We start from the raw sequence: 21,059 nt of genomic DNA, 5'->3' as shown, positions 1-21,059 counted from the left end.
GAACCCGGAAGCTAAGACCCACAGCGCCGATGGTACTGCACCCGGGAGGGTGTGGGAGAGTAGGACACCGCCGGACAACCATTCACGGGAAGCCCCGACCACCACGGTCGGGGCTCCCCGCATTTAACAAGAGTGGCCGCGACTGACGGCTGAAAGCAACCGTCAGTCGCGTCCCGACTCGGGTAGGGTCAGCGCCAGAACTCGCTTAGGGAACCGGCCAAGGCCCTGCCCTGATCGAAACCGGCCCGGGCCGCCGCCGGCCGCAAGGTCAGGTCCATGGCATTGATGCCGAACAGGTGCTCCGCCTCGGTGTCCGGGAAGATGGTCTCAACCCGGCTGCCGCTACTGCGCAGTTGGCCCACCTGTGCCGCGAGGTGCATGTTCCACTCCAACGGCGTCCGTGTCCTGCCCCCAAATGGCGACAGCACCAGCACGCGCCTGTACCCGGCAGCCAGGTCGGCATTCTCGGCGTTGGATCGGTAGCCGCCGTCGATATAGTGCTTGCTGCCTATGGCGTAAGCGAAGCCACTGGCGCAGCTGGCGGCCACAGCGTCAACCAAGTCCACTCCACTGTGGTGGTCGAACACCACCGGTTCGCCGGTTTTGGCGTCAACCGCAGTGAGGAGCACCAGTCGTTCAGGCCACTCTTGATGGGGTAGCCGGGCTGAAACGGTTGCTCGCCAGCGAGCACTGGAGCCATCCATTGCCTCGGCCATGTCCATTGCTGCTGCGCCCATTCTGCGGCGCATATCAGCCATATCCGCTGAGGCCTCCAGGATTTGACCCGTACGTTCCATGTGGTCTGTCACGGGTCGGGCTCCGTTGTTTTGCCCTGCCCCTGACCTGGCAGGTGTGGCCCGGCCTGAAGCAAAAACCGCGTTCTGCGGGGCAGCAGCAAGGATGTCGTTAAAGAGCGCGGTGGGATTTGCCCCGGCAAACTGGGCCGCCGCCGTCGAACCGGCCGATGTGCCGACGGTAAGGTCTGCAGCGGTCACGTCCAACCCGGCGTCGAACAGGCCGGCGACGACGCCGATCAACCAGGCATTGCCTGTTGACCCGCCGCCACCGAGGATTAGCGCCCGCTCGCCGACAGGCACCCGGTAAGAAGCATCAACTGTCAGTTGAGGCTGCTGCAGAGGAGAAGAAGATGTTGTGTTCATGGGAGTCGCCTTTCGCGAATTGCCTGACTGGCGCTCCCGGTGGCGACTAGCTCAGTCGCGAGATCGTGGACTGCAGGGGAGCGCCCACTGTGGATACTGCGTACATGGGACTCACCTCCTGACGGAAAATCACGATCACAGGAAAGCTATCAGTCGCCCCACTTGAGCGCAATCGCAAAGGAGGCGGCCGGTAGAGTCTGGGGATGATTCTCACGCAAAGCCTGGAGCACCACTCAGCTGGTAAAGAGGCTGGTCAGCTTTTTTTGCGCCCTCTGGAGCAGTCAGATGCGGCCGCCCTGGCCGCTGCCTACCGGCGGAACCGTGAGCACCTGGCACCGTGGGAACCGGTCCGGGCCGATGAGTTTTTCACCACCGCGGGCCAAGAAGCGGTGATCCGAGCGAAGCTGAACCTCTACGAACAGGGCAATGAGGTGCCCTGGGTGTTGACGACAGCGAAGGGCATCATAGGGATGATCACCCTCTCCGGTATTGTCCGCGGGCCCTTCCTGAATGCCAACCTCGGTTACTGGGTGGATGAGGCGTGGACGGGCAAGGGCGTAGCGTCGGGCGCGGTGGCCGCTGTGGTAGATATGGGCACCAATGAGCTCGGCCTGCACCGGATCCAGGCCGCGACGCTGGCGCACAACACGGCCTCGCAAGCGGTCCTGAAGCGGTGCGGTTTCGAGCGGATAGGGATGGCGCCGTCCTACCTTCGGATCGCCGGGAAATGGCAGGATCATGTCCTGTTCCAACGCATTCTGTTCTAACCGGGAAGGACCTACGGAGTGCCAGCTGTGCCAGTTGCCATCGCCGTAGGGTACGCCAAGGGCGTAAAGCACTCCTAAAAACCCCGAAATTCCGGTGATTTTGGTCAAAAAGGCGCGGAAACACGCGGAATTTGCTGGCCATGGCAGCCCAAGCTGGTAAGTTTTCGAACAGTGGCTTGCTCGCATTCCGCTTGAAAGCTCAAAAACGTATGAGTCCAGGAGGACGTAAATGGCTAAGAACCGTAGTGAACTCGTTGCAGAGGTAGCAGGCAAGGCTGGCACCAGCCAGGCAGCAGTCAACTCCGTGCTCGATGCACTGTTCGAAGTTTTCGAGACTTCTGTCGCCGCCGGCGAAAAGATCACCATCCCGGGCTGGCTCGCAGTTGAGCGCACCGACCGTGCAGCTCGCACCGGCCGCAACCCGCAGACCGGCGAAACCATCCAGATCGCAGCCGGCCACAGCGTCAAGCTGACCGCTGGCTCCAAGCTGAAGGCTGCTGTCGCCAAGAAGAAGTAACTCTTCGGCGAACGCCTTGAAGGGACGGCAACCTGCTGGTTGCCGTCCCTTTTGCTGTTAAGGCTGTTAGTTAATGCACATAGCGCTCTTCCGATTCGCAGCCCGGCGGCAGGTAGCGGACAATGGATAAGTGCCATCAGTAAGAAGTTCCGCTACTGCCCCTTCGCCTGTTCCCAAGCCGGGAGCGCGGGGAGGCGCTTCGGTCGCGGGTATTTCCTTGCCGTGGCAACTGGCCGGACTGGCGGTGCTGTTCCTGGTTCTCGCAGCGGCCCTTATCTTCTCCGGCGCCTCAGCCGCCCGGCAGGTTTCTGATCCCGGTGAGTTGGTCCGGTGGGGCCTTCCCGTAGCGAAGGCCATCCACAACGTGTCCGTGGCTACGGTGGTTGGTGGCCTGATCTTCGCTGTGGGCATCCTGCCCAAAAACCTTGGCGGTTCCCGGTCCCGTGAGAAGGACGTTGACGCGCCGGAACACCCGGCCTTCGCCCGTGCATTGGCCGTTGCGGCGGCAGCCGGCGCCACATGGACACTGTCCGCCGTCGCGGTTTTGGTCCTGACATACGCAGACGTGGCGGGGCAGGGGCTCTCCGGAGATGCGGAGTTCACGCGCTCCCTGGTCTACTTCATGACGGACATTGAGACCGGCAAGGCCTGGCTCGCGGTCACCATCATCGCCGCCGTTGTGACCACCGCGCTGTTCGGCGTCCGATCATTGACGGGCCTGGCGTTCACACTCCTGCTGGCCCTGATCGGACTGGTTCCTACAGCCTTGATCGGACACTCCTCCAGCTCCAGCGACCACGAAGGGGCCATCAATTCTCTGGGCCTCCACCTGGTGGGTGTTTCCACATGGGTGGGCGGCATCATCATGCTCGCGGTCCTCTCCGGGATTCTTACGGGTTCCAAGAACAAGGGGACACCGGACATCACAGAGCAGACCCTGCGTCGTTTCTCGTCGCTGGCAGGCTTTGCCTTTGTCCTGGTGTTCGCCTCGGGTGTCATCAACGCTGCCATCCGCGTCACCAACCCCGCCGACCTTTTTGGCTCGGCCTATGGCCAGCTCATTATCGCCAAGTCGCTGGCCACCCTGGTGCTGGGCGGCATCGGCTTCATGCACCGCCAGTGGGTCATCCCGCAGCTGGGCAAGAACGGCTCCATGTCGGCCCGCCGTGTGCTGTGGCAGCTTGTTTTGGTTGAGCTTCTGGTGATGGGCGCGACGTCGGGACTTGCCGTTGCGCTGGGACGTTCGGCTCCGCCGCAGCCCACCACCTACGCGCCCGATGCCTCGCCGTCGTTCATCCTCTCCGGATACGAGCTTCCACCAGAGTTGACTCCGGAGCGCTGGCTTACGGAATGGCGCCTGGATTGGCTGTGGGTGGGAATCGCACTGTTCGGCGCGGTCACCTACATCCTGGGCATCATCAAGGTCCGCAAGCGTGGAGATAAGTGGTCCTGGTTCCGGACAGCCAACTGGCTGATCGGCTTGGTGGTGCTCACGTACATCACCTCAGGTCCGCCCGCTGTCTACGGCCGTGTCCTGTTCTCTGCGCACATGGTGGACCACATGGCCCTCACCATGGTGGCGCCGATCTTCCTCGTCCTGGGCGCCCCCGTAACCCTTGCCTTGCGGGCACTCCCGGCCCGAGGCGAAGGTATCCACGGGTCACGGGGTTTGCGCGAGTGGCTGCTGCTGTTTGTGCACTCCAAGTTCTCGCAGATCGTAACGCACCCGCTGTTCGCTGCAGCCAACTTCGCGGGCTCCATTGTGCTGTTCTACTACTCTGACCTGTTCAGCCTTGCGATGCGCGAGCATGTTGGCCATGAGCTCATGAACGTGCACTTCCTGCTGACCGGCTACATTTTTGTGCTGAGCATGATTGGCAGCGATCCTCTCCCGCGTCGAGCCCCTTACCCGATGCGCCTGCTCCTACTGCTGGCCACCATGGGCTTCCATGCATTCTTCGGCGTGGCCATCATGGGTGGCACCGGGCTGTTGGCCGCTGACTACTTTGGAAACCTGGGCCGGGCCTGGGGGCCGTCGGCCATTGGAGACCAACAATTGGGCGGCGCAGTGGCGTGGGGCATCGGCGAAGTCCCCACTTTGCTGGTGGCAATCGGCGTCGCCGTCTTGTGGTCCCGATCGGACGAACGGGAGACCCGACGGGTAGATCGGGCAGCCGACAGGAATAACGACGCCGATCTCAGTGCTTACAACGATATGTTTGCCCGGCTCGCTGACCGCGACGCAAAGATGGCAAACCGCACCACCCAAGCATCCAGGACGCCCCAGGGATCCACCACGGCGCAGGCGGAACGCAGCAACGCCGAACGCCCCACCACAGACTCTGCCGGGCAGACTGAACCGAACACCAAGCTGGAAGGACGCTGATGAGCGAAACCGTACGTACCCAACACCGGGTCCGGGCCTCCGAACTGGAGGGCCGCGGCTGGCTCAACACGGGCGGGAAATCCCTGGACCTCGAGTCCTTGCGCGGCAAGATCGTGCTGCTCGACTTCTGGACCTTCTGCTGCATCAACTGCCTGCACGTGCTGGACGAGCTGCGCCCCCTTGAGGAAAAGTACTCGGACGTGCTGGTGACGGTCGGCGTGCATTCGCCCAAGTTCGAACACGAAGCGGATCCTGTTGCACTGGCATCTGCCGTGGAACGCTACGAAATTCACCACCCGGTCCTGGACGATCCCGAGCTCGCGACGTGGAAGGCCTACACCGCCCGCGCATGGCCCACACTGGTGGTCGTTGATCCCGAGGGCTACATCGTGGCCCATCTCTCCGGCGAGGGCCACGCCGACGGCCTCGCTGTCCTTCTGGAGGAACTCGTGGCAGAGCACGAAGCCAAGGGGACCCTCCACCGCGGTAATGGGCCGTACGTGGCCCCCGAGCCGACGTCGGGCACTTTGCGCTTCCCCGGAAAGGCGACCCAGCTTCCCAACGGCAACTACCTGGTTGTGGACTCCGGCCATCACCGCTTGGTGGAACTCCGCCCGGACCTTGAAACCGTGGAGCGCGTCATCGGCTCCGGCACCAAGGGCTACCTGGACGGACAGTCGGAGATTGCACAGTTCAACGAGCCTCAGGGCGTGACGCTGCTGCCGTCGGAGCTCGCCTGGAAGCTGGGCTACGACGCCGTTGTGGCTGACACAGTGAACCACCGCCTCCGTGGCGTCACGCTGAGTTCCGGCTACGTGCAGACGCTCGCCGGCAACGGTGTTCAGCGGCTGCTCGACGCCGGTCCCGCCCGGGTGACAGACACCGGCGCCGGCACTTGGTCTGAACACCACGACGGCGGCCCTGCTGACTTCGCTGCCGACGCGATCGATGTGGGGGCGCTTGGTCTCGGCACCGAGGTTTCACTATCCTCGCCGTGGGATGTGGTCTGGAGCGAAAAGCTGCAGCGCGTCGTCATCGCCATGGCGGGAACCCACCAGATTTTCGCCTTCGACCCCCTGGCCAACGAGGTTTCCATCCTCGCGGGCTCCGGACTTGAAGGCCTGCTGGACGGCAAGGCGGAGGAGGCATGGTTCGCACAGTCGTCCGGGCTGGCCATCGACGGTGAAGACAACATCTGGGTGGCTGACTCGGAAACGTCGTCCTTGCGTCGCCTGGTCATCAGCGATTCCGGTGTGAGCGTGGAAACTGCCATCGGCAAGGGCCTGTTTGATTTCGGGTTCCGTGATGGCGAGGCTTCTGAAGCACGCCTGCAGCACCCCTTGGGTGTCACGGTTCTGCCGGACAATTCCGTGGCCATCGCTGACACCTACAACGGTGCCGTTCGCCGCTATGATCCTGCCACCAAGTCCGTATCCACCCTGGCCAGGGGCCTCGCTGAGCCGAGTGACGTCGTCGTGGTCCAGGTAGAAGGCAGCGATCCGCTGCTTATCGTGGTGGAGTCGAACAAGCACCAACTGGTCCTGGTTCCCATTCCCAAGGAAGCCCAGCAGGTGGATGAGGGAGCTGCGCAGACACACCGTCCCAAGAGCCCGGTGACCCCCGGAACCCTTGAGCTGGCAGTGCGCTTCAAGGCTCCGACCGGCCAGAAGCTGGACGACCGTTGGGGCGATCCCACACAGCTGAAGATTTCCTCCACGCCGCCGGAACTGCTGGTCTCCGGTGGTGGGACATCGGTGGGCTTGCTGCGCACCCTGGAGCTGTCCGCCGATGTTCCCGAGGGCATCCTCCACATCACCGCCCGCGCGGCCGCATGCGATGGTCCCGAGACTGAGGACGGCGAAATCCCCGATCACGCAGCGTGCCACCTCTACCAGCAGGACTGGGGCATTCCGGTAATCCTGCAGGCCGACGGTGAGTCCGAGCTGGTCCTGGACCTGCGCGGCATGGACTAAACGTTAGCCACCGAGAATGGCCCGGGTTTGACCCCTCAAGGGGTTGCCCGGGCCATTCTTATGCCGTGGGAACCGTCGAAAGTGGGCTACTCCGGAGCGACAGCTTATCCACATAGCCCACCCTGCGGCTGCTGGCTCCCTTGGTCAGACGGCACGCTGGAGGGATGAAACCCGAGGAAGCCCTGCGACAACTGGGCGGCGTGGCACTGACCCGGCAGGTACAAGGCCGTGGTGTCAGTGAAAAGGCGATTCGAGCCGCGTTGCAGGCGGGAAGTATCCAGCGCGTGGAGCGGGGAGTTCTGGGCCTCCCCGGCGCGGCTCCGGAGTTTGTTGCGGCTGTCAGAGCGAGATCGCTGCTGACATGCGCATCGGCGGCTGGCCGTTACGGCTTGTGGCTGCTGCACAAACCCGCTGAGCCCCACTACTGGCAGAACAACGGTCGACGGTCCGCCGGTTGCATCAGCCACCGCACGTCCCTGTCCCAACCTCGGCGGAGCGAGCCGTTCGTCGCACTGCCGGACGTTCTTTTGCACGCACTTCTCTGCCTTCCTCCGTTGGAATCGCTCGTGATGGTCGAAAGTGCCTATATTCGCGGCGACATCACCCTTGATTACTTGCGCCGCCATCTTGTGGGGAATCGGGGCGGGCAGGCGCGGAATGTGTTGGCCAAGGTGGATCGGGGCGCAGGTTCATTAATAGAAACCCTCGCACGGGTCCTGTTCCGTGATGTGGGCATCCGCACCGAGACCCAGGTCTGGATTGAGGGCGTAGGAACCGTGGACTTTCTCCTCGAAGGATTTCTCATAGTCGAGATAGACGGTATCGCATCCCACATGGAGCCGCGGCAGTTCAAAAAGGACCGTCGGCGGGACAACGAAGCAATCAGGCAGGGGATGTTGGTGCTGAGGTTCTTCTATGACGACGTTGTGCATGCACCAGAGCGAATGCTCCGGCATGTGCGTGAAGTTCTTCTTCGAGGGCCGGCTCGCATGTGGTCGGACTAGCCCACTTTAGGGCGGCTCTCTTGCCACCACAGGCATTGAATGGGGGGCTAGGGGGTGGAAACTGGGCCAGATCCGACACCCGGGCCGCCCGAAAAAGAGGCTAGAAGGTCAGCATCGGGGTGACCGTCACAGTGTCGCCGCTGACGTCCAGCTGGGTGGTGAAGCTGAAGTCGTGCTCCACGTTGAGGTCGTTGACGAACCCGGTGAAAAGGTCGATCTCCCGGGCAGTCAGTGTGGCCTTGCCATCCAGGGGAGCCACTACCCATTTGCCACCGAACGGCTCGATGGTGATCTTGGGATACTCGGTAATTTCCCACTTGATGGTTCCGTCCACCACGCGGGCGTTGCTGGCGTGATAGAACGGGCAATCGGGTTGTAGACGCTGCTGCTCGGTGGCTTGCGCCGCGCAGCTGTCCAGGAATTCGCGGACCTTGCCGGCCACGGCTTCATTCATGGCGGCGGTAGACCGTGTCTGCAGGTTCAGGGGTGCCTGGCCGCCGTCGCGGGTTGAAACCAGGGCCGACGCTGCCGGGGCTTCGAAGTAGGTGCCGTTCAAGCTGGCCTCGTACTTGCCAGGAAATAACACGGCAAAGTTATTGCGGCCGTTGGGCATGTTCACGGGGACGCCGTTGAGTGTGGCCTCGCTGGCGTTGACCACAGTGACTTCTATGGTGGGGAGCGTGGTGGGCACAAACGCCCATTTGGCGAAGAAAAGCCACTGTGTCCCAGTCCGCTCCATCAGGAATTCAGTGTGGAGCCGGCTGCCGTCAAGACTGTAATCCACCGGCACCGCCATGCGGTTGCTGCCCCGGGCCTCGGGGTTTCCCACCTTGACGTCGGACATCTTGGAAACTGCGGTTTGCAGGGCCGTACCGTCCAGCATGGCAGGGTTGGAGCTGGGAATTTTGGCGCGCAGGAGGCCCAGAGCCTCTTCGCCTTCGCCCTTCTGCAGGGCCGCCAAATACTCCTTGACGGGCTGTTGAGGGCTGGCCACCGATGAGCTCACCAGGTTGATGCAAACGATCGCTCCTGCGGCAGCAAGCATCAGACCGAGCAGCCATCCGGCTGCGGTCTTGACGAACGCTTGACTCAACTGCACGCCCTTTACGTTACCTGCCGTGGCAGCCATCGCCGTGCAGGAATGCCTCGGAGCGACTTATATCCACCGTTTGGAGAAGGCCCGACGCCGGATGGCAGCAAGCGCTGCGGCCACCCGACGTCGTGGTTCCGGCAGCTGGAAAGGACTAGCGGCGTCGCCGCGAGGACGTGCCGAACACCCCGCGCATGAGGTCGCGTCCAAGTTGTGTTCCCATGGATCGGACCATGCTCTTGAGCCCACCGCCCAGCGCTCCACCGAGTGCGCCGGCGATGTCACCGAACATACCGTCCTGCTGCGAGGTCGGAGCCGGTGCGGGAACGGGCGCGGGAGGGGCCGGGAAAGACTCAGGCGACGAGGACCGTGAGCTGGGCCGGCCCAGGATTTCTTCCTCGATACGGCGGGCTTCGGCGTCGATGTCGGCTTGCGAAGCCCCGGAAGGAACCCCGGAACTAGAAGCCGGCACAGGCGGCAATCCCGGCGCGGCGTCGCCCGTAGGAGCGGCCGCCTGCCCATTGAGTTTCTCGTAGGCGGAGAGGTTGTCCACGGCGGTGCCGTATTTGACCAGCAGGGAGGACGCCGCAACGGTGCTCCGGATGAGGTCATCGGCGCTTGGGCCCATCACGGATTCCGGGGCACGGAGCCGGGTCAACGCAACGGGGGTGGGTGCGCCTTTCTCGTTCATGACGGTGATCACGGCCTCACCGATGCCTGCGGACGTGAGGGTTTCTTCGAGGTCGTAGTCGCTGACCGGGAAAGTGGACACTGTGGCCTTCAATGCCTTGGCATCTTCAGGGGTGAAGGCGCGGAGGGCGTGCTGCACGCGGTTGGCCAGCTGGCCGAGGACATCGGCGGGAACATCCTTGGGGGTCTGGGTGACGAAGAAGATGCCCACGCCCTTGGAACGGATGAGCCGGACGGTGGTGGTGATGGCTTCAAGGAAGGCCTTGGACGCACCGTTGAACAGCAGGTGGGCCTCATCAAGGAAAAAGACGAGCTTGGGCTTGTCCAGGTCGCCCGCTTCGGGCAGGTCCTCGAACAGGTCGGCCAGCAGCCACATGAGGAATGTGGAGAACAGCAGGGGCTTGGTCTGCAGCGTGGGAAGTTCCAGGCAGCTGATGACACCGCGGCCGTCCGGTGCCGTGCGGAGGAGTTCAGCGGTGTCGAACTCGGGTTCGCCGAAGAACTTCTCCATGCCTTGCGCTTCCAAACCCACCAGTTCGCGCAGGATCACACCGGCTGTGGCCTTGGACAGTCCACCAAGGTTTGCGAGTTCGGCCTTGCCTTCGTCCGAGGTGAGGAACTGGATGACTGCGCGGAGGTCCTTGAGGTCGATCAGTTCCAGGTTGTTCTTATCCGCAAAGTGGAAGATCAACTGGAGGCTGGATTCCTGGGTGTCGTTGAGATCCATGATGCGGGACAGCAGGATGGGCCCGAACGAGGTAATGGTGGCGCGGACGGGGATGCCGTGGCCGTCTCCACCGAGTGAGAGGAACTCCACCGGGAAGTTCTTGGCCTCCCACTGCTGGCCCAGCGCAGACGTACGGGCCGTCAGCTTCTCACTGCCAGTGGCCGGCGTCGCCAATCCTGACAGATCACCCTTGATGTCAGCGAGGAAAACCGGGACACCCGCCGTTGAAAGTTGCTCGGCAATCATGTGCAGCGTGACCGTCTTGCCAGTGCCCGTGGCGCCGGCCACCAGCCCGTGCCGGTTCATCATGGCAAGCGGGAGCCGGACCTGGGCCTCTTTGTGGATTTCGCCGTCAACAATCGCGGCGCCCAGCTCGATGGTGGCACCTTCCAGGGTGTACCCCTGCTGGATGGTGGCGAGTTTTTCGGCTGTTGTTGCGGTGGGTTTGTTGGCCATGCGCATAGCTTAGCTGTGCGCGGCAAGATCCTTGCTGAAGGCCAAATGCTTGATGTCCTCGGGGTCCGCAGCGAGGTCGAACAGTGCTTTGTAGCCCGTTGCCAGATACAGGTTTTTGGCTTCCGGCTGTCGTGGCCCGGTGGTGAGGTACAGCTTCCTGTAGCCCCGCCGTCGAGCCTCGTTTTCCAGTTCGGCCAGCACCAGCCGCGCCAAACCGCGGCGGCGGTGAGCTGAGTGCGTCCAGATCCGCTTCAGCTCGGCTGTGTGTTGGTCGTAACGGCGGAACGCGCCGCCAGCCACGGACTCGCCGTTCTCCTGAATGATGATCAGGGCGCCGTGGGGAGCTTCGAATTCCTCGGCCGGGTACCTGTTCAGTTCCTCCGCAGCGCCGCCGGTGCCGAACAGGTTGCCGTAGCGGGTTTCGTATTCGACCGCGAGCTCGTCCAGGAGCGGGCGAACGCGAGGATCGCGCATGGGCAGGCTGAGGACGGTAAGGCCCGACGTCGGCAGGGTGGGGGTGGTGGTCATGTCAGGCCTTTCGTAGGTGGAACCCAAGTAGGTAGCAGCTGAGGCCGTTTTGAGGGCTCAAAACGGCGTTAACTGCGACTCAGTTGGGCGGGTGGTGGCAACCGTGGACAGGATGCTCCGCGCCAGGGCGTCGTTCTCCCGGAAGGGTGCTGCGTTGGTGTTGGGGCGGGCAAAAGCCCCCGCGCCCCACCCGGACGTCCACGGGCCTACCGCGAACAAACCCCTCTGTGGAGTAGCAACAGGGGACAGGACCTGGTGATTCCCGGAGACCAGGAGCTTCCCGGTGGAGTGGGCGCCCTCGGAGGTGAGGAGCCTTTGTTCGGTGCCCCATCCGGCGTCGTGCAGGTCAGCCAAGGCGGGATTCGCGGAACGCTCCACGGACGCAGAAGGCAGCCGCGCCTCAATGTACGCAGAGGCATCCACCACCACGGGCGACTGGAACGTCCCGGCTACGAACCTGCCAAGAGAGTCGTCGGCGCGGACCCACATGCCGGGGCCCAGGAACTTCAGGAGCCCGGCCCTGTGCAGGGCCAGCATCTCGCGCAGCCGGTGCGCGGGCGGCCCCGAGTCCACGAAACTGAAGAATCCGTGCCACCAACCATGGATGGTCTGCTGGGAGCGCGCGTTGAGCCGCTCTTGCGGGACCAAACGCCCCAAGTCCATGTACACGAACAACAGGGCGGTAAACAGGGCGAGGGTCTCGGAATGGTCCGGGCTGGTCCGGAGGCTGAGGTCGTTTTGGATATACGCGGCCACCGAGCGCTGAACGGCCTGGTGATCGGCGAACGCGCAGCCGCTCAGGGGGTGGTCCAGTTTCTCGAGGTCCAGAAGCAGCGCGGGGTCCCGCACGGAGAATGCCGCCAGCTCTTCCCGGGCAGCGCTGTACCAATCAAGGGCGTCGTACCTCGCCTCGAAGCTGGCCCAGGTACCCACCACGCGGGACGGGTACCCCGTGAACAGCTCACGGTAGTAGGCGTAGCCGGCGTCTTTGGCGATCAGGGGCCACAGGTGTGTGCGGAAATCGAGTTCCTGGTGCTCTGCGAGCAGGGCGTCAATGGCCTCTGCGGTGAAGTACCGCGGACGGGCGATCGGCTCGCCCCGCAGGACGGAGGAGATCTTGGAGTGGTACGGCACGCCGCGTCGTGATCCTGCCCAGACGCGGGGTTCGGCGCCCGAAGGCACATAGTCCAGTTCGCCGTCGGGCCTTTCTTCAAAGCGGCCGCCGCGGCCCTCAAACAGCAGCACCAGCAGGTCCACAAACGCGAGCCCCATGCCGGAGACGATCACGTCCTGCCCGGGCTCAACCGCGGAGTAGTCCACGTCCGTGGTGTACGACGGCGGCGCATGGAACCCGCCGTGCCGGGCAGCGAATTCGCTGAGGCGTGCAGATTCGGGATCGGGCAGGGAGTCGGTGTGGCCCAGCGCGTAAACCACGACGTCGGCAACCACCTCTGCGCCGGAAGCCAGCCGCACGCGGTGCGCATCGTCGTCGTGCCCGCCGTCCGCCGCCGCCGCCGAGACGCCGGTGGCCGTGTCGCGATGTACTGTCACTGTGACGTCCGGGCCGAGCGCCCCAACGGCGCGGCGGAAGAACCACTCAAGGTACTTGCTCTGTAGCTGCCGGCTGGGAAAGGACGCGGGAGTCAATGCGCGGAGTTGGTGGAGCAGGTGCGGCTCGAAAGCGGGAACGTCGCGGATGCTGCCATCCAACACCCCTGCCGCCCAGGTGGAGAGCCCAGGTCCGTCAACGGAAGGCCCATCGCAGGCCACCGAGGCATCCGTGAACATGGTGACGTCCGCAGCGGTGGAGTTCAGCAGCAGGCCGGGATCCTGGTCATAGCGCCAGATCCTCCCGGAGCCGGGGTGGTGTGGTTCGATGACGTGGACGTGCAGGGGACCTGCGAACAACGCGGGACGGTTGGCGGCCAGCCGTTCCAGGACGCCGGCCGTGCGCGGGCCGCCGCCAATGAAGGCGATGGCGGGTACTCGAGACGGCATGGGATCTCCTGAAAGCAGTGGTTGGTGATGCCCAATCTAAGGACGAAGCAGGCTGCCGGTCGAGGCGGCGGTAACCGCCGTTCACCACACGTCATGCAGCGTTAAAACACGCAAAACCACGTCTCATAGGACGTCTCGTGACGCAGATTGTGACGCTGTGCGAACTCCGGCGAAGCCGCGCGAAGTCCAGTGAAGAAGTGCAAATTCCCGCCTTGCTGCCGGGTTTCGCGCGGCCCTAGATTGGCAGCCATCCGATAGACAACAACCGATCTGAAATGAGGTGGCGCATGAGTGCAATCGCACCGCCTGCCACGGCGGAAACTGCACCGCCCACCCCGGATTACTCCGAGTACAAGCTGGTCCCGGCCCGGCATCCCTGGCGATGGGTGGGTACCGTACTGGTAGCTGCCGGCGTCGCAGCCATTGCGTGGTCGCTGGTCACCAACCCGCGCTGGGAGTGGGGCGTGGTGGCCGAATGGTTCACGGCCCAGTCGGTGGTCAACGGACTCATCGAGACCCTCAAGCTCACTGCCATTTCCGGTGTCCTTGGCTTTGTGCTCGGTTTCATCCTGGCTCTCATGCGCCTGTCCGCCTCGCCGCTGCTGGTCTCGGTGTCCTGGACGTTCTCCTGGATCTTCCGCTCCACACCGCTGCTGGTCCAACTCCTGCTCTGGTACAACCTTGGCTACCTCTACGAGAAGATCAGCCTGGGCATCCCCTTCACGGACGTCCGCTTCTTCGAGGCCCAGACCACCACGCTCATCAGCCAGTTCGCAGCTGCAGTCCTGGGGCTCACGCTGAACCAGGCCGCTTATTCCGCCGAGATCATCCGCGGCGGCATCCTGTCCGTGGACCAGGGTCAGCTCGAAGCTGCCTCAGCCCTGGGCATCCCGGCGTGGAAGCGCTCCACCAGGATTGTGCTGCCGCAAGCCATGCGCGCCATCCTGCCTAACGCGTTCAACGAGATCATCGGCTTGGTCAAGGGCACCTCGATCGTTTACGTCCTTGCCTACTCCGAGCTCTTCTACACGGTCCAGGTCATCTACAACCGGACCCAGCAGGTGCTTCCGCTGCTGCTGGTCGCCACGCTCTGGTATGTGGTGATCACCTCGGTACTGAGCGTTTTCCAGTACTACATCGAACGCCACTTCTCCAAGGGCGCCCTGCGGACCCTGCCGCTTACTCCCTTGCAGAAGGCCCGTAAGTTCTTCACCACCCACGTTGCTGCCTCTCCCACGAAGGACGCCCGATGAGCATCATCGCTGCACGCAAAGAATCCGCAACGGCGGCAAAGGTCGCAGAGGAAAATCAGGCTGCCGCTTCGGCCGCGGCTCCGGAAGGCACGACGGCGGCAGGGGCCGCCACAGCGGCACGGCCCGGTACGACGACGGCTACCCGCGGCCAAGTGGACATCACCAATGTCCGGAAGTCCTTTGGCGCCACCGAAGTCCTCAAGGGCGTCTCCTTGTCCGTCCCACCAGGCGGGGTGGCTGTGATTGTCGGCCCGTCCGGCTCCGGCAAGTCCACCCTGCTGCGGACCATCAACCACTTGGAAAAAGTCGACGGCGGCTACATCACCATTGACGGCGAATTGGTGGGCTACGAAGTCCGCGGGAACAAGCTCCACGAACTTCGTGAGAAGGACATCCTCAAGCAGCGCACCCACATTGGCATGGTGTTCCAGAGCTTCAACTTGTTCCCGCACCTCACGGCGCTGGAGAACGTCATTGAGGCGCCCATCGTGGCTCAGAAGCGTTCCAAAGCCGAAGCCCGGAAACGCGGCCTGGAACTTCTGGACAGGGTTGGCTTGAAGGACCGCGCCGACGCCTACCCGCGCCAGCTTTCCGGCGGCCAGCAGCAGCGCGTCGCGATTGCCCGGGCGCTGGCACTTGATCCCAAGATCCTCCTGTTCGATGAACCCACTTCCGCGTTGGACCCGGAACTCGTCAACGAGGTCCTGGACGTCATCCGCGAACTCGCCAAGTCCGGCACCACGCTGATTGTGGTGACCCACGAGATGGGCTTCGCCCGGGATGTCGCGGACACCGTGGTCTTCATGGACCAAGGCCAAATTGTGGAGTCCGGCACACCGCAGGACATCTTCGCCAACCCCCGCGAGGAACGCACCCGCAGCTTCTTCTCCAAAGTCATCGAACCAGCTTTCAACATCTAGGACACCCAATGCTTAGCACTGCCCACGGCTTCGCCGCTCATGAAACAAAACTGCGCTCAATTAAAGGCAGGCTCCTGGCACTCGCTGTACTTCCCGCCGTCGTGCTTCCCGTGCTGGCCGGGTGCTCCGATCCTGGAGCGTCGGCAGCCCAGCCGGAGTCCGAAGCTGCCAAGAACGGGATTGTCTACAACACGTCCGTGGACCAGAACCGCATCCGCGGTGAGAAAGACGCCGCCGCAGCTTCTGCTGTTCCTGAAGCCATCGCCAAGGACGGCAAGCTGACCGTTGCCACCACTGCGGGGTCCATTCCGTTGTCCTTCCACGCCACGGACGACAAGACTCCGATCGGGGTGGAGGTGGACATCGCCCAGCTCGTGGCCGACAAGCTCGGGCTGGAACTGGACCTCCAAGTGACATCGTGGGAGAACTGGCCGCTCAAGACCCAGTCCGGCGACTTCGAGGCCGTCTTCTCCAACGTGGGCATCAACGCAGCCCGTGTGAAGCTGTTCGACTTCTCCACCTACCGCGCCGCGTACATGGGCTTTGAGGCGAAGAAGAGCTCAACCTACGACATCAAGGGCTCGGACGACATTTCCGGGCTGAAGATCTCCGTGGGCTCCGGCACCAACCAGGAGAAGATCCTGCTGGCCTGGAACAAGGAGCTCGAAGCCAAGGGCAAGGCACCGGCCACCTTGCAGTACTACTCCTCCGACGCAGACACCATCCTGGCCCTCTCTTCGGGCCGTACCGACCTGAACCTGGCACCGTACCCATCGGTGACGTACCGCGAGAACACCCGGGATGACCTTAAAGTGGTGGGCAAGGTCAACGCCGGCTGGCCCGCGGAAACACTCGTCGCCGCCACAACCCTCAAGGGCAACGGACTGGCTCCGGCCATCACGGACGCCCTGAACTCCACCATCAAGGACGGCTCGTACGGCAAAGTCCTGGAACGCTGGGGCCTCTCCGAGGAAGCCATCCCCGAATCCAAGACAGTCACCGAAGCAACTTTTGGTACCGGCAAATGAAGTTCCAAGTCCTGGACATCATTCCCCACCTGAAGAATCCGGTGACGGGGGAGATTGTCTCCACCGCTGACCGCTTGAACCAGGTGGTGGAGACGGCGAAGCGGGCTGAGGAACTCGGCTTCGACAGCTTCTCAGTGGGTGAACGCCACGCCGGTGAGTTCGTCTCGTCATCCCCGACGACGGTCCTCGCAGCGATTGCCGCCGTCACCAACCGCATCCGCCTCCAAACTGGCGTCACAGTGCTCTCCGTGTTGGACCCGGTGCGTGTGGCAGAGGACTACGCCACCATCGACCAATTGAGCCGCGGCCGGCTGGAACTGGTGATCGGCAAAGGCAATGAAGTTCTGCAGTACCCGTTGTTTGGCCTGTCTTTGGACGAGCAATGGGACCTCTTGGCCGAGAAGTACGCGCTGCTGCGCACGCTGTGGCGCAAGGAAAGCGTCACCTGGTCCGGCCGCTTCAGGCCCGCGCTCGCCGAACCAACGACGACGACACCACGCCCCTTCGCAGGATCTCCCCGGATTTGGCACGGCTCGGCTACAACCCTGACATCCGCTGCGCTCGCGGCCAAGTGGGGAGACCCGCTGTTCACGGCCAACGCCATCCAGCCCCGCGAGAACTACAAGGTCCTGATCGACCACTACCGCGAAGAGTACGAGCGTTACGGCCACGATCCGCGGCACCAGTACCTCGGCTCGGGAAGTGGCGCTGGTGGCGTGTTCATCGCGGACACCACGCAGGAAGCCATCCGTCAGTACGGTCCGGTGTACGAGGGTTTGACCGCCAACCGCAACGTCCCCGGCAACAACTCGCCCTTCCGCGACATCCAGCACGCCGTGGCCGAAGGGCCCGCCCTGGTAGGCAGCCCGGAGCAGGTCATCGACAAGATTCTCAGCTACCACTCGCTGTACAACCACGATCTTCAGTCCGTTTCCTTGCCCACCACGCTGCCCTTCGAACAGCAGCTGGAGATCCTGGAACGCTTCGCGCTGGAGGTCATCCCGGCCGTCCGGGCCTCGGCGCCCACCACGCTGTGGGAAGCCGGGGATCCCTTCGCGGGCCGACCCGAATTTGCCGGGGCCACAGAACCCGACGCCGCAGCAGCAGTCACCGCAGACCATGCCTTCAACAGGACGGACAACGCCCATGTCTTTGCACACTGATACAGCACTCGAATCCTTCGACGAAGAATGGCAGGAATGGCACGACGCCCACGAGCGGCACCGTGCCCACCCGCATGGCTTCCTCGCCGTGACCCACCTGCACTGGCTCAGCAGCGAGGCGAGCCGACTCGAAGGCGCGCCTGGCACCTGGAAGGCGGAGGACGACGTCGTACGTGTTGTCCTGGAACCGGGCGAAAGCCTGCTGCTGGACGGCGTGGAACTGAACAACGGCACTCCTGTGGAATTGGGTCCCATCGAGGAACGCGGTGGCATCAACCTGGTTTCCGGCGACACGGTGATCGAGGTGGCCAAGCGGGGCGGCGAGTACATCGTCCGGCCCCGAAACCCGCAGAATCAGCTCTTGCAGGAGTACCAAGGCACGCCCGCCTACACGCCCAATGCTGCATTTGCTGTGGCTGGCACTTTTGTCCCGTTCGAGGCTCCGCGCCCCACCACGGTGGGTGCCGCCGTCGAGGGCATCCAGCACGTCTACCAAGCTCCGGGGGAGATTCGCTTCAAACTGGCCGGTGAGGAGCTCGCGCTGACGGCGTTCAACGGCCACGCGCCGGGGTCACTATCTGTGTTGTTCACCGACCAGACCTCCGGCAAGACCACCTATGCGGCCAACCGCTCGCTGTCCGTGGTCCCCGCCGCTGATGGCTCCGTGCAGCTCGACTTCAACAGGGCCGTGAACCTGCCGTGCGCCTACACCGACCTCGCCACCTGCCCGTTGCCGCCCGCCGAAAACCGGCTTCCCGTGGCCATCGAAGCAGGCGAAAAGATTCCCTACGAACGTCAGGATCAGCAGTGAGTACCTTCGAAGAACGCAAGGCCGGGTTCCTGGCCATTGAACTTGACGGCGCGGGTTATGAGAACCTTGCCACCGCCGTCCTCGCGGCCGAGTCCGCCGGTTTCCATGCGGCAACCTTCAAGGACACGCCGGAGGCCGGGCGGGCCAACGCCCTCCAGCGCGCGGCTTTTGCCGGGCCGGTGACCCGGACCATTGCTGTGGTCCCTGAGGTGGATACCGTTTATACGGAGCCTTTCCACGTCTCCACGCAGCTCGCGAGCCTGGACTATGTGTCCGGGGGCCGTGCCGGGTGGATCGCTACCGCAGCTGAGTCACCCGAGGCTGCTGCCGCCGTCGGACGCTCTTTTGTTCAGGGGGAGGCACTGGCGCAGGAAGCCGCGGCGTCCATTGAGGTGGGCCGCCGCTTGTGGGACTCCTGGGAGGAAGACGCCGTCATCCGCGATGTCGCCACCGGGCGGTATATCGACGTCGACAAGCTGCACTACGCGGATTTCGAAACTCCCGCAGACTTCGCTGGTACTGGCTACTCCGTGAAGGGCCCGTCCATCATCCCGCGGCCGCTGCAGGGTCAACTCCCCGTGCTCGCCGCGGCGTCATTGGTGGGCGAGGGCCTGGTGCCCGCTGACGCGGTGGACGCCGTGCTGGTTTCCGCTCCGACGCCGGAGCTCCTCGCTGCCGAGATCCGCGATGTGAGGGCCCGGCTTGGTGCTTCAGTGGCCGTTGTGGCAGAGCTCGACGTCGTCCTGGACTCGCGTGGGCAGGCTGCGGATTCACGCCCGGTCCAGTTGCAGGAAAACGGGCTTGCGCGGTTTGTGGGCTCGGCTGCCGGCCTTACTGAGTTGCTCGATGCACTTCTCCAGGAAGCCGACGGCGTTCGTCTTCACCCAGCTGTTCTGGACGTGGAGCTGGAAGAACTTTCACGGCTGGTCCTCCCGGCGCTGCGTCGCCGCGGTTCCGTGAAGGCGCCTGTCCAGAACGGAACTTTCCGTGAGCTGCTGGGGCTGGCTCCGGCGGAGAACCGCTATTCGACCACTGCCGCGGCTGCTGTTGCCGCCGGAAAGTAGGGGAACACCATGACACGCGACATTTTCCAGCCGAGCGGCCACATCCACTTCGGAATCTTTTTCCAGGGCGTCAACTCCGGCACCATCTGGAAGGCTCCCGAATCAGGCTCGCAGACGGACTTCGAGTCGTTCCGCCACATCGTCCAGACAGCCGAGCGCGGCAAGTTCGCAGCCTTCTTCCTGGGTGAAGGCCTCCGCCTGCGCGAACACCTCGGGCGTCCCCATGCACTGGATGTGGTGGGCCGTCCTGACGCCCAGACCATGCTTGCCGCACTTGCCGCAGTCACCAAGAACATCGGCTTGGTGGCCACGCAAAACACCACGTACAACGATCCCGCGGACCTCGCACACCGCCTGTCCTCACTGGACCTGATCTCCGGAGGCCGGGCCGCGTGGAACATTGTGACCACGGACAACGCCTGGACCGGCGCGAACTTCCGCCGCGGCGGATACCTGGACCACGCCGACCGTTACAAACATGCCGAAGCGTTCGTGGAGACCGCCAAGCGCATCTGGGACTCGTGGGAAACTTCCACCGGACCTGCGCGACGAGTCCTCCACGAAGGCCAGCACTACACCGTTGATGTGACCCCGCGCCTGCCGCGCAGCGCACAGTACCGCCCCGTGCTCTTCCAAGCCGGCGATTCCCCGGACGGCCGCGACTTCGCAGCCCGCCAGGCTGACGTGATCTTCTCCGCCCACCCCAAGTTCGACGACGCCGTGGAGTTCCGCCGCGACATCGTAGCGCGCTCCGTAGCCGCCGGCCGCGGTGCCAACGCCGTGCAGATCATGCCGGCCAGCGAGTTCATCCTCGCCGCCACGGACCAGGAAGCCCAGGAGAAGAAGGCTTGGGTCCGGAGCCTGCAGATCGGTCCGCAGCAGGCTATTGCCTACCTGGAACAGTTTTGGGGCCGGGAGCTCTCTTCCTATGATCCCGACGGTCCCCTTCCCGAGATTGATCCTGTTGTGGAGGAAACCTCCGAAACGCGCGGCAGTGGTTTCCACGGTGCCAAGGCCCGCCAGCTTGCCGATCAGTGGAGGGCCGAGGCCAAGGACAAGGGCCTCTCCATCCGCCAGTTCGTCACTTCAAAAACGGCTCGCATCGACGCCACGTTCACGGGTTCCTACACCGCCGTGGCCGACCATCTCGCCGAGTTCGCACGGGTTGGGGCGGTGGACGGTTTCAACATCTCGCCATGGCTCATCCCCACGGGTTTGGACGACATCGTGAACCACCTGGTGCCTGAGCTCCAGGAACGCGGCGTCTACCCCACGGAATACCGCGGCACCACGCTGCGCGAAAACCTGGGGCTGGAAACGCCGGTGCGCTCCGAAGAGTCGGCGCACGTTTCATGAAGGCAGGTCACCTGCTGAAGACGTTGCTGCGTCGGCTCGGCTTCCAGCCGGGCCGACGCGGAACAGCGCCCGACGGCGGCGACTCAAGTGCCGCCGTCGTCGACGTTTCGCGCGGAACGGTCAGTTTGCAACTGACGGTAGGGAGCCAGCCGCTCTAGTCCGGCTCAG

18 protein-coding genes and 1 rRNA gene are annotated in these 21,059 nt (G+C 63.7%); 14 read left to right on the top strand and 5 right to left on the bottom strand.

Annotated features, from left to right (window positions below):
• Window positions 1-76: ribosomal RNA gene (gene rrf / locus AC1RJY_RS09210) — 5S ribosomal RNA — on the top strand; the annotation flags it as partial.
• 112 nt (window positions 77-188) lie between these two features.
• Here the strand turns inward: rrf and AC1RJY_RS09205 are convergent.
• A complete protein-coding gene (locus AC1RJY_RS09205) occupies window positions 189-1,160 on the bottom strand; it encodes a patatin-like phospholipase family protein (protein WP_498602176.1) in 972 nt (323 codons plus the stop codon).
• Window positions 1,161-1,363: 203 nt separating this feature from the next.
• Between AC1RJY_RS09205 and AC1RJY_RS09200 the strand changes: the two genes are divergently transcribed.
• The 5 genes from AC1RJY_RS09200 (at window position 1,364) to AC1RJY_RS09180 (ending at window position 7,807) form a co-directional block, all read left to right on the top strand.
• On the top strand, window positions 1,364-1,927 hold the full coding sequence (locus AC1RJY_RS09200; protein WP_498602175.1) for a GNAT family N-acetyltransferase: 564 nt from the start codon (window positions 1,364-1,366) through the stop codon (window positions 1,925-1,927).
• Window positions 1,928-2,156: 229 nt separating this feature from the next.
• Window positions 2,157-2,444 carry an HU family DNA-binding protein gene (locus AC1RJY_RS09195; protein WP_011776355.1) on the top strand — a complete coding sequence of 96 codons (288 nt, stop codon included), beginning with the start codon at window positions 2,157-2,159 and terminating at the stop codon, window positions 2,442-2,444.
• A 130-nt stretch (window positions 2,445-2,574) separates the two neighbouring features.
• Window positions 2,575-4,830 (top strand): bifunctional copper resistance protein CopD/cytochrome c oxidase assembly protein, encoded by a 2,256-nt coding sequence (locus AC1RJY_RS09190; protein ID WP_498602174.1) that lies wholly within the window; start codon window positions 2,575-2,577, stop codon window positions 4,828-4,830.
• Entirely contained in the window at window positions 4,830-6,803 is a 1,974-nt protein-coding gene (locus tag AC1RJY_RS09185; protein WP_011776353.1) for an NHL domain-containing thioredoxin family protein, read from the top strand. Before AC1RJY_RS09190 ends, AC1RJY_RS09185 begins: the two co-directional genes overlap by 1 nt.
• Before the next feature lie 164 nt (window positions 6,804-6,967).
• The gene (locus AC1RJY_RS09180) at window positions 6,968-7,807 is read left to right on the top strand and encodes a type IV toxin-antitoxin system AbiEi family antitoxin domain-containing protein (protein WP_014922987.1); all 840 of its coding nucleotides are present in this window, start codon (window positions 6,968-6,970) and stop codon (window positions 7,805-7,807) included.
• A 100-nt stretch (window positions 7,808-7,907) separates the two neighbouring features.
• Here the strand turns inward: AC1RJY_RS09180 and AC1RJY_RS09175 are convergent, their stop codons facing one another.
• From AC1RJY_RS09175 to AC1RJY_RS09160, 4 genes are all read right to left on the bottom strand, one after another.
• Window positions 7,908-8,936: a hypothetical protein gene (locus tag AC1RJY_RS09175; RefSeq protein ID WP_014922986.1), complete on the bottom strand. Its 1,029-nt coding sequence runs from the start codon at window positions 8,934-8,936 to the stop codon at window positions 7,908-7,910.
• Window positions 8,937-9,051: 115 nt separating this feature from the next.
• On the bottom strand, window positions 9,052-10,776 hold the full coding sequence (locus AC1RJY_RS09170; RefSeq protein WP_011776350.1) for a helicase HerA-like domain-containing protein: 1,725 nt from the start codon (window positions 10,774-10,776) through the stop codon (window positions 9,052-9,054).
• 3 nt (window positions 10,777-10,779) lie between these two features.
• Window positions 10,780-11,298, bottom strand: coding sequence for a GNAT family N-acetyltransferase (locus tag AC1RJY_RS09165; RefSeq protein ID WP_014922984.1), 519 nt, complete (start codon window positions 11,296-11,298; stop codon window positions 10,780-10,782).
• A 57-nt stretch (window positions 11,299-11,355) separates the two neighbouring features.
• Window positions 11,356-13,296, bottom strand: a complete 1,941-nt coding sequence (locus AC1RJY_RS09160; protein WP_498602173.1) for an FAD/NAD(P)-binding protein — start codon at window positions 13,294-13,296, stop codon at window positions 11,356-11,358.
• Between the two features lie 287 nt (window positions 13,297-13,583).
• Between AC1RJY_RS09160 and AC1RJY_RS09155 the strand changes: the two genes are divergently transcribed.
• The 8 genes from AC1RJY_RS09155 to AC1RJY_RS09120 are packed head-to-tail and all read left to right on the top strand — an operon-like array spanning window position 13,584 to window position 21,049.
• On the top strand, window positions 13,584-14,549 hold the full coding sequence (locus AC1RJY_RS09155) for an amino acid ABC transporter permease (protein ID WP_011776347.1): 966 nt from the start codon (window positions 13,584-13,586) through the stop codon (window positions 14,547-14,549).
• Window positions 14,546-15,469, top strand: a complete 924-nt coding sequence (locus AC1RJY_RS09150; RefSeq protein WP_498602172.1) for an amino acid ABC transporter ATP-binding protein — start codon at window positions 14,546-14,548, stop codon at window positions 15,467-15,469. The genes AC1RJY_RS09155 and AC1RJY_RS09150 overlap by 4 nt, the downstream gene beginning before the upstream one ends.
• A gap of 8 nt (window positions 15,470-15,477) precedes the next feature.
• Entirely contained in the window at window positions 15,478-16,497 is a 1,020-nt protein-coding gene (locus AC1RJY_RS09145) for an ABC transporter substrate-binding protein (protein ID WP_498602171.1), read from the top strand.
• Window positions 16,494-17,660, top strand: a complete 1,167-nt coding sequence (locus AC1RJY_RS09140; protein ID WP_498602170.1) for an LLM class flavin-dependent oxidoreductase — start codon at window positions 16,494-16,496, stop codon at window positions 17,658-17,660. Before AC1RJY_RS09145 ends, AC1RJY_RS09140 begins: the two co-directional genes overlap by 4 nt.
• Entirely contained in the window at window positions 17,644-18,471 is an 828-nt protein-coding gene (locus tag AC1RJY_RS09135; protein WP_014922978.1) for a DUF1684 domain-containing protein, read from the top strand. Before AC1RJY_RS09140 ends, AC1RJY_RS09135 begins: the two co-directional genes overlap by 17 nt.
• On the top strand, window positions 18,468-19,535 hold the full coding sequence (locus AC1RJY_RS09130; protein ID WP_498602169.1) for an LLM class flavin-dependent oxidoreductase: 1,068 nt from the start codon (window positions 18,468-18,470) through the stop codon (window positions 19,533-19,535). Before AC1RJY_RS09135 ends, AC1RJY_RS09130 begins: the two co-directional genes overlap by 4 nt.
• A 9-nt stretch (window positions 19,536-19,544) precedes the next feature.
• Window positions 19,545-20,891 (top strand): NtaA/DmoA family FMN-dependent monooxygenase, encoded by a 1,347-nt coding sequence (locus AC1RJY_RS09125; RefSeq protein ID WP_011776341.1) that lies wholly within the window; start codon window positions 19,545-19,547, stop codon window positions 20,889-20,891.
• Window positions 20,888-21,049: a hypothetical protein gene (locus tag AC1RJY_RS09120; protein WP_011776340.1), complete on the top strand. Its 162-nt coding sequence runs from the start codon at window positions 20,888-20,890 to the stop codon at window positions 21,047-21,049. Before AC1RJY_RS09125 ends, AC1RJY_RS09120 begins: the two co-directional genes overlap by 4 nt.
• The last annotated feature ends 10 nt before the right edge of the window (window positions 21,050-21,059 follow it).

The sequence above is a fragment of the Arthrobacter sp. GW822-FHT05G07 genome (genome assembly GCF_058799755.1).
Note: the sequence above shows the minus strand (reverse complement) of the source record. Positions and strands in the feature narration are given on the sequence as shown.